A 14,056-nucleotide genomic window follows, 5' to 3' on the forward strand; every position below is an offset into this window, starting at 1 on the left:
TCAGGCCAGTTTCAGCTCGGACAGCGCGCGCTCGTGATCGCTGCGGTGTTTGAGCACCACGCCCAGCGTCGCGCGCACGGTCGTGTCGTCGAGATCCTTCATGCCCAGTGCGAGCAGCGTGCGGCCCCAGTCGATCGATTCCGCGACCGAGGGCAGCTTCTTGAGCTGCATGCCGCGCAGCACGTGGACGATGCGCACCAGCTGCGCCGCCACCGCCGCGGACAGCTCCGGCACCCGGCTGGCCAGGATACGGCGCTCCAGGTCCTCGTCGGGGAAGTCCAGGTGCAGGTAGAGGCAACGGCGCTTGAGGGCCTCCGACAGCTCCCTGGTCGCGTTGGAGGTCAGCACCACGAACGGCTTGCGGCTCGCGGTGATCGTGCCCAGCTCCGGGACGGTGACCGCGAAGTCGCTGAGCACCTCCAACAGCAACCCTTCGATCTCGACGTCGGCCTTGTCGGTCTCGTCGATCAGCAGCACGGTCGGATCGGTGCGGCGGATGGCGGTGAGCAGCGGCCGCGAGAGCAGGAACTCCTCGGTGAAGACGTCGGCTTTCGTTTCGGCCCAGTCGTTCTCGCTGGCGGCCTGGATGCGCAGGATCTGCTTGGCGTGGTTCCACTCGTAGAGGGCACGGGCCTCGTCGACACCCTCGTAGCACTGCAGGCGCACCAGTTCCGCGCCCGCGGTCTGCGCGACGGCGCGGGCCAGTTCGGTCTTGCCCACACCGGCCGGGCCCTCGATCAACAGCGGCTTGCCGAGCCGGTCGGCCAGGAACACCGAGGTGGCGGTGGACTTGTCGGCCAGGTAGCCGGTGGTGGCGAGCCGCTCGATCACGTCGTCGACCGAGCTGAAGATCGGCTCCTGGGTTGGGTCGGCCACGGGTTGTTTCCTTCCTCCCGGGCGCACGGACTCCCCCGCGCGCTCGGCGAACTGCTGACGGCGTCACACGGGCCGGATCTGGCCCTCGCCCCACACGATCCACTTGGTCGAGGTCAGTTCCGGCAGCGCCATCGGGCCGCGGGCGTGCAGCTTCTGGGTGGAGATGCCGATCTCGGCGCCGAAACCGAACTGCTCGCCGTCGGTGAAGGCGGTGGAGGCGTTCACCATGACCGCGGCGGCGTCGACCCGGCCGGTGAACTCCCGGGCGGCGGCCAGATCACCGGTGACGATGGCCTCGGTGTGGCCGGTGCCCCAGGTGTTGATGTGCTCGACCGCGGCGTCCAGGTTGTCGACCACCTTCAGCGCGATGTCGAGGGTGAGGTACTCCTCGCCCCAGTCGGTGTCGGTGGCGGGCACCAGGCCCGGCAGGTCGCCGTGGATGGTGACGCCGTGCTCGCGCAGGGCGGCGGTGAGGCGGGGCACGGCGGTGTCGGCGACGGCCCGGTCGATGAGCACCGTCTCGGCCGCGTTGCACACACTCGGCCTGCGGGTCTTGGCGTTGATCAGGATCTGCTCGGCCATGTCCAGATCGGCCGCGGCGTGCACGTAGACGTGGCAGTTGCCGGTGCCGGTCTCGATGGTCGGCACGATCGCGTCGCGCACCACGGCGTTGATCAGGCCGGCGCCGCCGCGCGGGATCACCACGTCGACCAGGCCGCGCGCCTGGATCAGGTGGGTGACGCTGGAGCGGTCGTGGCTGGGCAGCAGTTGCACCGCGTCGGCGGGGATCTGCTGGGCGCGCAGCGCCTCGCGCAGGATCTCCACCAGGGCCGCGTTGGACTTCGCCGCCGAGGATGAGCCGCGCAGCAACGCCGCGTTCCCGGACTTCAACGCCAGGCCGAAGGCATCGACCGTGACGTTGGGCCGGGCCTCGTAGACCATGCCGACCACGCCGAGCGGCACCCGCACCTGGCGGATCTCGAGCCCGTTGGGCAGGGTCGAACCGCGCACCACGCCACCGACCGGATCCGGCAGCCCGGCCACCTGACGCAGCCCCGAGGCGATGCCGTCGATGCGGGCCTTGGTCAGCCGCAGGCGGTCGAGCAGCGACGCCTCGGTACCCGCGGCCTCGGCGGCGGCGATGTCCTCGGCGTTGGCGGCCAGCACCGTGTCGGCGGCGGCGAGCAGGGTGTCGGCGGCGGCGTGCAGCGCGTCGTTCTTCTGCGCGGTGGTCAGCTGCGCGAGCGCGCGGGAGGCCACCCTGGCCCGTCGCGCGGCCTCGTGCACCGCCTCGCGCACATCGAATTCAGCCGTTGTCTCCACCGTCATGGGTTACAGCCTACGCACCGCGTGCGCGCGGGTTCTTCCGCGCTACGGTCTGACGGTGACCACGCCCGTGATCGCCGTGCTCGGCAGCATCAACATGGATCTGGTGACCACCACCGCCAGCAGGCCTGCGCCGGGGGAAACCGTGCTGGGCAGCGGGTTCGACACCGTCCCGGGCGGAAAGGGGGCGAACCAGGCCGTCGCGGCGCGCCGGTCCGGCGGCCGGGTGGAGTTCCTGGGCGCGGTGGGCACCGACGTGTTCGCCCCGCAGTTGCGCGGCGCGCTCGAGTCGGCCGGCGTCGGCACCGCGGGCCTGCGCACGGTGCCCGGGCCCAGCGGGGTGGCGTCGATCGTCGTGGACGAGTCCGGGGAGAACAGCATCATCGTCGTGGGCGGCGCCAATGCCGCGATGACGGCGTTGCGCGAGACCGACCGGGCGATGATCGCGGCGGCGGACGTGCTGGTGTGTCAACTGGAGATCCCGGTGCCGACGGTGGCCGCCGGGCTGCGGCACGCGCGGGCGAACGGGACCACCGTCCTGCTGAATCCGTCACCCGCACAGGATCTTCCGCCACAGCTGTGGGCAGACGTCGATGTCGCGGTGGTCAACCGGGGTGAGGAGCGGCAGCTTGGCGCGGTACTGGATCGGGTGCCGCACGTGGTGGTCACCCTCGGCGGTGCGGGCGCCCGGTATCGCGGCCCGGACGGGGCGGAACTGGCCGTGCCCGGCGTGCCGGTCGAGGTCGTCGACACCACCGGCGCCGGTGACGCGTTCACCGGCGCGCTGGCGGTGGCCTGGCGGCACGGGCCCGCCGCGGCGCTGCGCTGGGCGTGTGCGGCCGGAGCGCTGGCGACCACGCGCCTCGGCGCGAGCGCGTCGATCCCCGAGCGGACCGCGATCGAAGACCTGCTGGCCCGCTGAGCCGCAGCGCTCGACCCACACCACCCGACCGGGATGAGGCCGCGCTCACGACGCGGCAGGCGGCGCCGCCCGCCGTCGCGCGACCGGAAAATCGGGTGCTCCCGGGACGTTCGCTGCCTACCGTGGACAGCACCGGCACCTGCTCGCCGGTGGAATCGGAAGGAATCGCGACATGTTTCCCGTCGAGTTGTCCGGTGCCCGGGCACGGACGTTGATGTGGGCCCACGAGGACGAGATCGAGGCGGCCGCGCTGCAGCAACTGCGCAACATCGCCCGGCTCGACTGGGTGCACGGCGTCCGTGTCATGCCGGACGTGCATCTCGGCAAGGGCGCGACCGTCGGCTCGGTGATCGCCATGCGCGACGCGGTGGCACCGGCGGCGGTCGGCGTCGACATCGGCTGCGGCATGGAGAGCGTGCGCACCGACCTCACCGCCGCGGACCTGCCCGACGACCTGCGCTCGCTGCGGTCGCGGATCGAGGCGGCCGTGCCGGTCGGCTTCGCCGCGCACAAGGACGCGGTCCAGGTGCGCAAGCTCGCCGCGCGCCCGTCCGGGGTGACCACGGCGACCCTGCGCACCGGCTGGGAGCGGTTCTGGGCGGAGTTCGGCGCGCTCGACGAGCGGGTGGCCGGGCGAGAAGCCAAGGCCCACAAGCAGATGGGGACCCTGGGCGGCGGCAACCACTTCATCGAGGTCTGCCTGGACCAGGACGACCAGGTGTGGATCCTGCTGCACTCGGGCAGCCGCAACATCGGCAAGGAACTGGCCGAGCGGCACATGGAGGTGGCGCGGCGGCTGCCGCACAACCAGCACCTGGTCGACCGCGATCTGGCGGTGTTCCTGGCGGGCACCCCGGAGATGGCGGCCTACCGGCACGACCTGACCTGGGCCCAGGAGTACGCCGCCCGCAACCGGGCGGTGATGCTGGCGCTGGTGTGCCAGGCGGTACGGGAGGAGTTCCCGGCCAGGGAGGTCCGCTTCGACGAGCCGATCTCGTGCCATCACAACTACGTGGCCGAGGAGATCGTCGACGGGATGCCGATGCTGGTCACCCGCAAGGGCGCGGTTCGCGCGGGCGCGGGCGATCTGGCGCTGATCCCCGGCTCGATGGGCACGCGCTCCTACGTGGTGCGCGGTAAGGGCAATCCGGCCTCCTTCCAGTCGGCCTCGCACGGTGCGGGGCGGCGGATGAGCCGCAACGCCGCCAAGCGCCAGTTCAGTGTCGCCGATCTGGTGGCCCAGACCGAGGGCGTGGAATCCCGCAAGGACGCCGGTGTCCTCGACGAGATCCCGGCCGCGTACAAGAACATCGACGAGGTGATCGAGGCGCAGCGCGATCTGGTCGATGTGGTGGCGACCCTGCGTCAGGTGCTCTGCGTCAAAGGCTGACCCCGGTGGGGCCGCGGTGTCGAAGCCGCGGCCCGGCCGGATGTGAACGACGGGGTGTTCACTACCTGCCCGGCCGAGGCATCGTCGCTGTCGGCGGGGTGCGGCACGATGGGACGCGTGACTACCGCGAGCGGACCTGCTGCGATCGACCTCACCGCCCCCGACCTGCGAGAGCGGGCCGAGGAACTGCTGCGCGAGCTGGCGGGCGGCCATGCGCGGCTTCGCGAGGACCAGTGGACCGCCATCGAGGCGCTGGTGGTGCGCCGGCAGCGCGCGCTGGTGGTGCAGCGCACCGGCTGGGGCAAGTCGGCGGTGTATTTCATCGCCGCCAAATTGCTGCGCCGGGCCGGGCGCGGGCCGACGGTGATCGTGTCCCCGCTGCTGGCACTGATGCGCAACCAGGTGGCGGCCGCCGAGCGGGCGGGGGTCGTGGCCGCGACGATCAACTCCGGCAACGTCACCGAGTGGGACGAGATCCACGACCGGGTGGCCGCGGGCGAGATCGATGTGCTGCTGGTCAGCCCGGAGCGGCTGAACAACCCCGACTTCCGCGATCAGGTGCTGCCGAAGCTCGCGGCCGACGCGGGACTGGTCGTCGTCGACGAGGCGCACTGCGTCTCGGACTGGGGCCACGACTTCCGCCCCGACTACCGCCGCATCCGCACCCTGATCGCCGATCTCGGCTCCGACGTGCCGGTCCTGGCCACCACCGCCACCGCCAACGACCGGGTGGTCACCGACGTCGCCACCCAGATCGGCACCGACACCCTGGTGCTGCGCGGCAGCCTCGACCGCGAGTCGCTGCACCTGTCGGTGGTGGCGTTCGACGGCGCGGTCGAACGCACCGCGTGGCTCGCCGCGCGGCTGCGCGAACTGCCCGGCTCGGGCATCATCTACACCCTCACCGTGGCCGCCGCCCACGATCTGGCCGACGTGCTGGCCACGCACGGGCACCAGGTCGCCGCCTACACCGGGCAGACCGATCCGGCCGAGCGCGAGGCGCTGGAGAACGCGTTGCTGCGCAACGAGGTCAAGGCCCTGGTGGCGACGTCGGCGCTGGGCATGGGGTTCGACAAGCCGGACCTGGGTTTCGTCGTGCACGTCGGCGCGCCCTCCTCCCCCATCGCGTACTACCAGCAGGTGGGCCGTGCCGGTCGCGGCACCGAGCGGGCCGAGGTCGTGCTCCTGCCCGGACCGGAGGACACCCGGATCTGGGCCTATTTCGCCTCGGTGGCGTTCCCCCGCGAGCACATCGTGCGCGGGGTGCTCGACGCCCTCGATGCCGACCGGCCGCTCTCCACGGCGGCGTTGGAGCCGATGGTCGAGCTGAACCGGTCACGACTGGACATGGTGCTCAAGGTGCTCGACGTGGACGGCGCCGTGCGGCGGGTCCGCGGCGGCTGGGTGGGCACCGGCCAACCCTGGGAATACGACACCGAGCGCTACGAACGGCTGGCCGCCGCCCGCGAGGTGGAGCAACAGGCCATGCTGGACTACCAGCGCACCACCGACTGCCGGATGAACTTCCTGCGCCGGCAACTCGACGACCCCAGCCTCGGCGCGGACGCACCCGGCTGCGGGCGCTGCGACAACTGCACCGGCGCGCGCCCCGACCGGTCGGTGGACGCCGAGGCCGTCGCCGCCACCCGCGCCCGGCTCGACCGTCCCGGCATCGACCTGGCCCCGCGCAAGCAGTGGCCGACCGGCATGGCGAAACTCGGAGTTCCCTTGTCCGGCAAGATCACCGCCGGCGCCGAGACGGGACGCGTCGTCGGGCGGCTGACCGATCTCGGGTGGGGGCAGAGGCTGCGCGCGTTGCTCGACGGGCCCGACGGTCCGGTGCCCGACGCCGTGTTCGATGCCTGCATCGCCGTCCTGCGGGAATGGGATTGGGCGGCGCGGCCCACCTCGGTACTGGCACTGGAATCCGCCAGGCACCCGGTGCTCACCGCGAGCCTGGCCGCCCGGCTGGCCGAGGTCGGCAGGCTCCGCGATCTCGGCACCCTCGCCACCCGGCCGGACCGGCCGCCGGTCTCGGCCGCGAATTCGGCGCACCGGGTGGCCGGGCTCCACGACTCCTGGCTGATTCCCGACCTCACCGGCGTCGACGGCCCGATCCTGCTGGTGGACGCACTCACCGACACCGGCTGGACGTTCACCGTCGCGGCGCACGCCCTGCGCACGGCGGGCGCCGCCGCGGTCCTGCCGTTCGCGCTGGCGAGCGTGACGTGAGGCCGCGCTACAGGCTGAGGGTGGCGCGCAGGCTGGCGTCCAGCGATTCGGTCTCGGCCGGGGTGAGCCTGCCCACCGGCGCGCTCAGCCACGGGCGGTAGGCGCGATGCAGGCGCATGGCGTCGACCCAGCCGTGATCGGTGTAGACGCCGAGGACGTGCCCGGGATCCTCGGCCACCACCGGCACCACGTGGACCCAGCGGTACGGGGAGGCGATGACAGCGGGGTCGGAGACCAGCACAACCGTGCTACGCCTCGGGAAGGGCGTGCCGTCACGCAGTGTCGGTGTGTAGCTCCAGATCTCGCCGCGCCTCATGCGTCTCCGCGGGAGCGGCGCCTGGCATCGGCGGCAGCCGAGTCGAGCAGGTCGAGTTCGTCGTGGGCGGCGGCACGTTCGGCGTCCTCGTCGACCGGCAGGTCGGTGAGGCTCTCGCGCACGACGGCGGTGCGGACGGCGGCCGCCACGAACGCGTCGAGACTTCGATGGTGGCGCGCGGCGGCTTCCCGTGCCCAGGCGGCGATTCGCGGATCCAGGGTCACCGTGACGCGCGCCGCCTCGCTCATGACGCTATGCATACCAGAGCGGTGGCGTCCGATGGAACCGCGCGCGGCGCGTCGATGCCGCGCCGCCACCGGGCCGGACGGCTATGGTCACAAGGGTGGCCAGCAAGTCGTCGAGCCCGGCCGTCGAGTTGGATGTCGGCCCCCGCCGGGTGCGCGTGACGAACCCGGACCGGGTCTACTTTCCGGAAACCGGGGCGACCAAGCTCGACTTGGTGCAGTACTACCTGAGCGTCGGCGACGGAATCGTCAACGCACTGCGGGAACGTCCCTGCATGCTGCACCGGTTCCCGAAAGGACTGGCCGGGGACAAGGTGCACCAGAAGCGCCTGCCGGCCGGGGCGCCGGACTGGGTCTCCACGGTTCGGGTCTACTTCCCCCGCTACGGCCGCCACGCCGACGAGCTGTGCGTGCGCGAACTCGCCGAGGTGATCTGGGCCGTGCAGATGTCGACCGTGGAGTTCCACCCGTGGAACTCCCGCAGCGCCGACACCGAACGCCCGGACGAGTGGCGCATCGATCTCGACCCGATGCCGGATTGCCCTTGGTCGCGCGTCCAGCGAGTGGCGGGGGTGGTGCAGGAGGTACTCGGCGAGCTGGGCGCGGTGGGCTGGCCGAAGACCTCCGGCGGCAAGGGCCTGCACGTCTACGTGCGCATCGCACCGCAGTGGAGCTTCACCGAATTGCGCCGCGCCGCCCTGGCATTCGCCAAGGAGGTGGAGCGCCGCGCGCCGGACGACGTGACCACCACCTGGTGGCGGCGCGACCGCGACCCGAAGTTGTTGTTCGTCGATTACAACCAGAACGCCCGCGATCACACCATCGCCGCCGCCTACTCGGTGCGCGGGGTGCCGCAGGCGACGGTGTCGACCCCCGTACGCTGGTCGGAGATCCCCGACGTGGATCCGCGCGACTTCACCATGAAGACCGTCCCGGCGCGCTACGCCGACCTCGGCGACCTGCACGCCGGGATCGACGATGCCGTGTTCCTGATCGACGAACTGCTCGAGTGGGCCGACCGGGACCGGATCGAGGCGGACCCGCCGACGGATCGGGAATAGTCCGCAGAGGTCGGGTGTCGGAAACCGGCGAGGAGGTTCGCACCGTGAATCAGACAGTCGTGCCGATCGCGATCGGCCCCACCGGGCATACCCCGGCGATGCTGGAGAAGGCGATCAGCGACGGCGGGGCGAAACTCGTCGACCTCGACGCGGCCCGCGCCCTGATCTGGGTGGGCTCGGCCGCGGAGTTCCCGCAGCGGCTGCCCGAGACCGTCGAGTGGGTGCAGTTGCCCGCCGCCGGCGTGGAGGACTGGTTCGCCCTCGGCGTCTTCGACCGGCACCCCGGCGTCCGGTTCACCTCCGCGGCAGGCGCGTTCGCCGCCAGCGTCGCCGAGCACACGCTGGCGCTGCTGTTGGCCGGCGTGCGCTACCTGCCCGAGCATCTGCGCGCCACCAGCTGGCGGCAGCAGGACTTCTTCCCGCACGTCGGCACGCTGCGCGGCAAGACCGTCACGATCGTCGGCGCGGGCGGTATCGGCCGCGCGCTCATCCCGATGCTGGTGCCGCTCGGCGCGCACATCATCGCGGTCAACCGCTCGGGCCGCCCCGTGACCGGCCCCGGCATCCCCGACACGATCGAGACCGTTCCCGCCGAACACCTGGCGAAGGTCTGGCCGCGCACCGATCACGTGGTGGTGGCCGCCCCCGCCACCGCCGACACCCGGCATCTGATCGACGCCGACGTGCTGGCCCGGCTGCGGCCCTCCTCGTGGCTGGTCAACGTCGCCCGCGGCTCCCTCGTCGACACCGATGCCCTGGTCACCGCCCTGACCGACGGCACCATCGCCGGCGCGGCCCTCGACGTGACCGACCCCGAGCCGCTGCCCGACGGCCATCCGCTGTGGTCCCTGCCCAACGCGATGATCACCCCCCACGATTCCAACCCACCGCAACTGCGCTTCGCCGCGTTCGCCGATCACGTGGCCGAGAACGTGACCCGCTTCGTCGCGGGCACTCCCCTGCTGGCCCCCATCGACACCGACCGGGGCTACTGACGGTCGCTCGCACGGCCACGACCCACGCACTGCCGCGACGGAGCGGTACTCTGTCCCGGCATGAGCATCCGTGACCGAGTCCTGACGGCGGCCCTGGCGTGCTTCGCCGAGGACGGGTACGAGCGCACCACCATCGCCCGCATCCGGGAACGCAGCGGGGTGTCCAACGGCGCGCTGTTCCATCATTTTCCGAGCAAGGAAGCGATCGCCGGGGCGCTGTACGTCGACGCGATGGGTTCGGTGCACGAGGAGTACCGACGGGTGCTGGCGCGCCGCCCCGCGACCTTGGCCGACGGAGTGGGCGGGGTGCTCGAGCGCCACCTGTCCTGGGTCGAGGCCGATCCGGTGCGGGCGCGCTTCGTCTACGCGCAGGGCAGGCTCGACTGGGCGAGCGAGCCGGGTGAGCGCCTGCGGGCGATGAACGCGGAGATCGGCGCGGCGTGGCGGGAATGGCTGGCCCCGTTCGTGTCCCGGGGAGAGGCACGGGATCTGCCGATGACGGTGGTGGTCGCCGTGGTGACCGGGCCCGCCCACGCCCTGGCCCAGCAATGGCTGGCAGGCCAGTTGCCCGGATCGCTGCTCGCCTTCCACGCCGCGCTCACCGAGGCGGCGGTCGCCGGCCTGTCGGGCGACCCGGCCCGTGGGTCGGCGCCGGCGTCGCGGCCGGTCGCGGGCCTGCTCCGGCTGCAACTCGTCGACGCCGACGGGGCGGTGGTGGCCGAGGGCGAGGCGACGACGACGTTGACCCGCCCGGACCACTGACCCCTACCGAGCAAAACTCCGGAGTGTTACTCTGCCCCGGTGGCCGTCGAACGAAGCGGCCGGAGCAGGAGCAGGCGATGACCCACGCCGAGATGACAGCACCGCCGTTCGAGCCGACGGCGGAGCACCGGACGCTGCGGGAACAGGCGCGGCAGGTGGCGGCCGAATTCGCGCCCCGAGCGGTCGCCGTCCGCAGGCACACCCTCGAACACGGCGAGATGCACCCGGAGCTGTGGCGGGCGTTCCGCGCGAACGGACTGGCCGGAGCAGCGCTCTCCCCGGAGGTGGGTGGCCGGGGCGCCGGCGTACTCGGCGCCGCGCTGGTCCTGGAGGCGTTCGCCGAGCACGGCATCGTGCTGTGGATGCCCGCGCTCACCACCGCGATCGCCTGCGCGATGGAGCGTCTCGGCCCGGCGCCCGCCCGCGACGTGTGGTTGCCGCGGATCGCCGCGGGCACCGCGCAACTGGCGATGGCGGCCACGGAACCCGAGTCCGGGCACAACCTCTTCCGCGTCCGCACCGAAATCCGTGCCGACAGCGACGGTTTCGTGGTCTCCGGCCGCAAGCGGGTCAGTTCCGGTGTCGATCTGGCCGAGCGCGTCCTGGTGTTCGGCCGGGCGACGGAGGGATTCACCACGGTCCTGGTCGATCCCCGGGCTCCCGGCGTCACCGTCACCGAGGTGCCGATGGGATTCCGGGAAGGCGTGCGGCAATTCGAGCTCGACTTCCACGAGGTCGCCGTCCCGGCCGCGGACGTGGTCGGGCGCGCCGGTGCGGGGCTGCTGACGCTGTGGCCGTTCACCCATGTCGAGCGGGTGCTCACCGCCGCCATCTGCACGGGTTCGGCCCGGCACAGCATCGAGCGGGCCGTGCGGCACGCGAAAACCAGGACGGTGGTCGGCTCGGCGCCCATCGGCGCGAACCAGGCGCTGGCCCACCCCTTGGCCCGGTTGCACGCGCGGACCGCCGCCGTCCAATTGCTGGTGCACCGCTGCGCGGCCCGGATCGATGCCGATCACCCCGACAGCGCGGCCGAGGCCGCCGCCGCCAAACTACTGGCCGCCGACCTGGCCTTCGACGCCGCCGACCACACCACCCAGGTGCTCGGCGCCGAAGCCTGGGACGAGCGATCCGGCTGGATCGACCTGTATCTGGACGCGCGGCTGGCCCGCTCCGGACCGGTCAGCAACGAGTTCGCGCTCAACCACCTCGCCGAGCACGTGCTGGGGTTGCCGCTGCACCGGTGAACCGCATGCGCGAGCGGGGGCCGCGCCGCGCGGCGGACGGGAAGCGGCATAATCGTCCCGGTGCACTGGATTTTCACGCCGGACGAGTTCGTCCATGTGTGGCGTGAGACCGATGTCGACCGGCCGCCCTATCCGCTGCGGTTGCTCGAGTCGCCGCGCACCGAGCAGGAGGCCGAGGTGTTGCGCGGCCGGATCGCCGAGCGCTTCCCGCCGGGCGCGGACCCGGATCTGACCGCCTGCCTTCGGATTCTGGCCCACCCGCACACGCGGGTGGTGGCCGTCGGCACCGGTGCGCACCAGGGCGAGGAACTGCGGTTGCTCGGTTGCACGGTGTTCGATCGCGCGGTGTTGGTGCGGCAGGATCCGCCCGCCACGCCGGGTGCGGCCGGGTCGGTCCGGGTGTCGATCGGGCACGCCGGAAAGTTGGGGGCGCGCATCGCGAGTCTGCTGCCGAAGGCGCCGCCGGGCCGCGAGCCCGCGCGGGCCGCACCGACCGTCGAGGTCTACGACACCGAGGCGGTGCGCCCGGCGCCGGCGGTCGCCCGCATCCGCCGGCTGCTGCTGGCTCCGCACACGGGCGAGGGGCACATCCGCATCGAGCCGCGACTCGACCGCCCCCAACCGCCCGCGCCGATCCACTACACCTGGTTCGACGTGGCCGACGACGGCCGCTACCTGGTCAAGGCGGACGACACCGTGCGGGTGGTACCGGCCTCGGCCGAGCAGTTGGCCGCCCAGCTGCAGAAACGGGTTCCGGCGCAGGCCGGTTGACGGACCGGCCGCGGCGAGCGGGAGACGCTGTCGGCGGCACCGGTTAGGCTGAACCGGATCCGGCCGGTGGGCGTTCCGGTCGGAGGCGACGATCTCAGGGGGTGCGCATGACGATCGAGACGAGCCGGGCCGATATCGCGCGGTTCACGGAGCAGGCGCGTACCGGCACCGTCCGGTTCGATCCGGAGGCGGCCCGGCGCTGCGCGCAACTGTACGAACAGCAGGCGGATCGGCTGCTGCACCTGCGGGAGCGGCTCGAATCCGTCGCGCACGTGCAGGGTTTCGGTGGGTTCGAGTCGGCGCGGCAGTTGCAGGCCGGGTTCGGGCACAAGGCGCGCGACGCCGCTGCCCTGCTGGACCACTACATCGAAGCGGCCTACCGGATGAAGGAGGCCTACCTGATCAGCGCGGGGCTCTACGAGGAGGCCGACGCCGCCCACGCCGCGGCCCTGCGCGCGGTGGAGACGAGGTTGCCCCGATGAGCGGCACCGACCCGACCTACATCAGCTCGATGGAACATTTCGAGTCGATGTCGCACGAGGAGATCCACGCCAAGACCCGGGAGATCGACGCCGGCGAGATCCTGCGCGCCTCGGGTGTCTGGCTCGAGGCGGCGGCCACCCTGGCCTCGGCCATGCCGTTGACCCGCGCGGCGGCCGACCGGGTGATGAACTCGATGGAATGGGAAGGCGCCGCCGCCGAGGCCGCCTATGCCAGCACCCGCAGTTTCGCCGCCTCGGTGGAGGAGCTGAGCGCGGTGATGGGCGAGGTGGGCGCCCGGCTCGGCGCCGTCGCGGCGGCGGCCGAGACGGTGAAGCTGGCCGTGGTGCCGCCCGGCGACTCCGGGCCGGTCGGCGCGATCGCGCGACTGCTCGAGGCGGCCAAGGTCATCGATGCCCAGATGATGCAGGAGGCCCTGCGGCAAGAGGCCGTGCTCGCGATGAACATGGTCTACAAGCCCGCCTATTCCGCCGCGGGCACGGGGGTGCCCGCACTGCCCGATCCGCCGGGGACGATGACCGTGCCCGACGCGGGAGACGCACTGCCGCAACCCGGTTCGACGCCCGGGGGAGACTACTCGTCGCCCGGGGCGGCACCGGAGCCCGACGGTGCGGAACCGCCGCTCGTGCCGGAGGGATCGATTCCCCCCGAGACGGCATCGCCGGAGGCGGGTTCGCCGGCCCCCGCGCCGGACGGAACCGGCACCCCGTCGCCCGAGTCCGGCACGCCCGCCCCGTCGCCCACCGAGGAAGTGCCCGCGCCCGACGGCGCAACCCCGACGCCGGAGGCGCCCGCACCGCCGAGCGCCGATCCCGCACCGCCCGTCCCGCCGGACCCGAGCCCGCCGGCCACCGAGGCTCCGACGCCGGACCCCGCCCCCGAATCACCCGGCCCGGCGCCGGAGCCCGCGCCCTCGACGCCGGATGCGCCACCGTCGACCGAGACCCCCGTGCCACCCCGAGCCGAGGTCCCCTCGCCGCCGCCGGCACCAGAGACACCACCTGCACCCGAACCGGCGCCGGAACACGCGCCGGAGCCCGAACCCGCGCCCGCGCCGGAGCCCGCACCAGCGCCCGAACCGGCACCCGCGCCCGAACCGGCACCACCGCAGGAGCCCACACCGGCACCCGAACCGGAGCCCACACCAGCACCCGAACCGGCACCCGCACCGGGGCCCACACCAGCACCCGACCCCGCACCAGCACCAGCACCAGCACCCGAACCGTCCCCACCGCAGGAGGTCCCGCCGCCGGCGCCGGATCCGCGGGCCCCGCTGCCCGACCCCGGTGGGCAGCCCGGCGTCACCGGTCCGATTCCCGAGGGCGAGCAGGGCGCCGCCCACCAGTCGGGCACCGACCAACCCGGCGTCATTCCCACCCGCACCTGACCGGCGGTGACACCCCGGCGGCGAA

The 14,056-nt window shown here is 72.7% G+C and carries 14 protein-coding genes; 10 read left to right on the plus strand and 4 right to left on the minus strand.

Features of this window, described 5'->3' with window-relative positions:
- Both AMO33_RS13375 and AMO33_RS13380 read right to left on the minus strand, forming a co-directional pair.
- The gene (locus AMO33_RS13375; protein ID WP_041559928.1) at window positions 1–876 is read right to left on the minus strand and encodes an AAA family ATPase; all 876 of its coding nucleotides are present in this window, start codon (window positions 874–876) and stop codon (window positions 1–3) included.
- 63 nt (window positions 877–939) lie between these two features.
- Window positions 940–2,205, minus strand: a complete 1,266-nt coding sequence (locus tag AMO33_RS13380) for a glutamate-5-semialdehyde dehydrogenase (protein WP_060592814.1) — start codon at window positions 2,203–2,205, stop codon at window positions 940–942.
- A 55-nt stretch (window positions 2,206–2,260) separates the two neighbouring features.
- On the opposite strand from AMO33_RS13380, the gene AMO33_RS13385 reads away from it, so the two are divergent.
- The 3 genes from AMO33_RS13385 (at window position 2,261) to AMO33_RS13395 (ending at window position 6,746) form a co-directional block, all read left to right on the plus strand.
- Window positions 2,261–3,124, plus strand: a complete 864-nt coding sequence (locus AMO33_RS13385; RefSeq protein ID WP_076573643.1) for a ribokinase — start codon at window positions 2,261–2,263, stop codon at window positions 3,122–3,124.
- 172 nt (window positions 3,125–3,296) lie between these two features.
- Window positions 3,297–4,514: an RtcB family protein gene (locus AMO33_RS13390; protein ID WP_060592815.1), complete on the plus strand. Its 1,218-nt coding sequence runs from the start codon at window positions 3,297–3,299 to the stop codon at window positions 4,512–4,514.
- Window positions 4,515–4,622: 108 nt separating this feature from the next.
- The gene (locus AMO33_RS13395; RefSeq protein WP_107103124.1) at window positions 4,623–6,746 is read left to right on the plus strand and encodes a RecQ family ATP-dependent DNA helicase; all 2,124 of its coding nucleotides are present in this window, start codon (window positions 4,623–4,625) and stop codon (window positions 6,744–6,746) included.
- Between the two features lie 7 nt (window positions 6,747–6,753).
- Here AMO33_RS13395 and AMO33_RS13400 read toward each other — a convergent pair whose 3' ends face one another.
- Window positions 6,754–6,987 carry a hypothetical protein gene (locus AMO33_RS13400; RefSeq protein WP_240327515.1) on the minus strand — a complete coding sequence of 78 codons (234 nt, stop codon included), beginning with the start codon at window positions 6,985–6,987 and terminating at the stop codon, window positions 6,754–6,756.
- A gap of 71 nt (window positions 6,988–7,058) precedes the next feature.
- A complete protein-coding gene (locus tag AMO33_RS13405) occupies window positions 7,059–7,310 on the minus strand; it encodes a hypothetical protein (RefSeq protein ID WP_228788205.1) in 252 nt (83 codons plus the stop codon).
- A gap of 83 nt (window positions 7,311–7,393) precedes the next feature.
- On the opposite strand from AMO33_RS13405, the gene ligD reads away from it, so the two are divergent.
- From ligD to AMO33_RS13440, 7 genes are all read left to right on the plus strand, one after another.
- Window positions 7,394–8,368, plus strand: coding sequence for a non-homologous end-joining DNA ligase (gene ligD, locus AMO33_RS13410; RefSeq protein WP_050767968.1), 975 nt, complete (start codon window positions 7,394–7,396; stop codon window positions 8,366–8,368).
- Between the two features lie 98 nt (window positions 8,369–8,466).
- On the plus strand, window positions 8,467–9,363 hold the full coding sequence (locus tag AMO33_RS13415) for a D-isomer specific 2-hydroxyacid dehydrogenase family protein (RefSeq protein ID WP_060593475.1): 897 nt from the start codon (window positions 8,467–8,469) through the stop codon (window positions 9,361–9,363).
- A 60-nt stretch (window positions 9,364–9,423) separates the two neighbouring features.
- A complete protein-coding gene (locus tag AMO33_RS13420; RefSeq protein ID WP_060592817.1) occupies window positions 9,424–10,125 on the plus strand; it encodes a TetR/AcrR family transcriptional regulator in 702 nt (233 codons plus the stop codon).
- A gap of 77 nt (window positions 10,126–10,202) precedes the next feature.
- On the plus strand, window positions 10,203–11,372 hold the full coding sequence (locus AMO33_RS13425; protein WP_060592818.1) for an acyl-CoA dehydrogenase family protein: 1,170 nt from the start codon (window positions 10,203–10,205) through the stop codon (window positions 11,370–11,372).
- A 60-nt stretch (window positions 11,373–11,432) separates the two neighbouring features.
- Window positions 11,433–12,143, plus strand: a complete 711-nt coding sequence (locus AMO33_RS13430; protein WP_060592819.1) for an ESX secretion-associated protein EspG — start codon at window positions 11,433–11,435, stop codon at window positions 12,141–12,143.
- Window positions 12,144–12,250: 107 nt separating this feature from the next.
- A complete protein-coding gene (locus AMO33_RS13435; protein ID WP_011207890.1) occupies window positions 12,251–12,625 on the plus strand; it encodes a hypothetical protein in 375 nt (124 codons plus the stop codon).
- Window positions 12,622–14,031, plus strand: a complete 1,410-nt coding sequence (locus tag AMO33_RS13440) for a hypothetical protein (RefSeq protein ID WP_060592820.1) — start codon at window positions 12,622–12,624, stop codon at window positions 14,029–14,031. Before AMO33_RS13435 ends, AMO33_RS13440 begins: the two co-directional genes overlap by 4 nt.
- Window positions 14,032–14,056: the final 25 nt, after the last annotated feature.

It is taken from the genome of Nocardia farcinica (genome assembly GCF_001182745.1).
GTDB classification, from domain to species: Bacteria; Actinomycetota; Actinomycetes; order Mycobacteriales; family Mycobacteriaceae; genus Nocardia; species Nocardia farcinica.

Coding starts and splice junctions, on each gene's coding strand:
- AMO33_RS13380 (WP_060592814.1), bottom strand. CDS start 2,205: ATGACGGTGGAGACAACGGCTGAATTCGATGTGCGCGAGGCGGTGCAC.
- AMO33_RS13440 (WP_060592820.1), top strand. CDS start 12,622: ATGAGCGGCACCGACCCGACCTACATCAGCTCGATGGAACATTTCGAG.
- AMO33_RS13415 (WP_060593475.1), top strand. CDS start 8,467: ATGCTGGAGAAGGCGATCAGCGACGGCGGGGCGAAACTCGTCGACCTC.
- AMO33_RS13395 (WP_107103124.1), top strand. CDS start 4,623: ATGGGACGCGTGACTACCGCGAGCGGACCTGCTGCGATCGACCTCACC.
- ligD (WP_050767968.1), top strand. CDS start 7,394: ATGGTCACAAGGGTGGCCAGCAAGTCGTCGAGCCCGGCCGTCGAGTTG.
- AMO33_RS13420 (WP_060592817.1), top strand. CDS start 9,424: ATGAGCATCCGTGACCGAGTCCTGACGGCGGCCCTGGCGTGCTTCGCC.
- AMO33_RS13425 (WP_060592818.1), top strand. CDS start 10,203: ATGACCCACGCCGAGATGACAGCACCGCCGTTCGAGCCGACGGCGGAG.
- AMO33_RS13405 (WP_228788205.1), bottom strand. CDS start 7,310: ATGAGCGAGGCGGCGCGCGTCACGGTGACCCTGGATCCGCGAATCGCC.
- AMO33_RS13435 (WP_011207890.1), top strand. CDS start 12,251: ATGACGATCGAGACGAGCCGGGCCGATATCGCGCGGTTCACGGAGCAG.
- AMO33_RS13390 (WP_060592815.1), top strand. CDS start 3,297: ATGTTTCCCGTCGAGTTGTCCGGTGCCCGGGCACGGACGTTGATGTGG.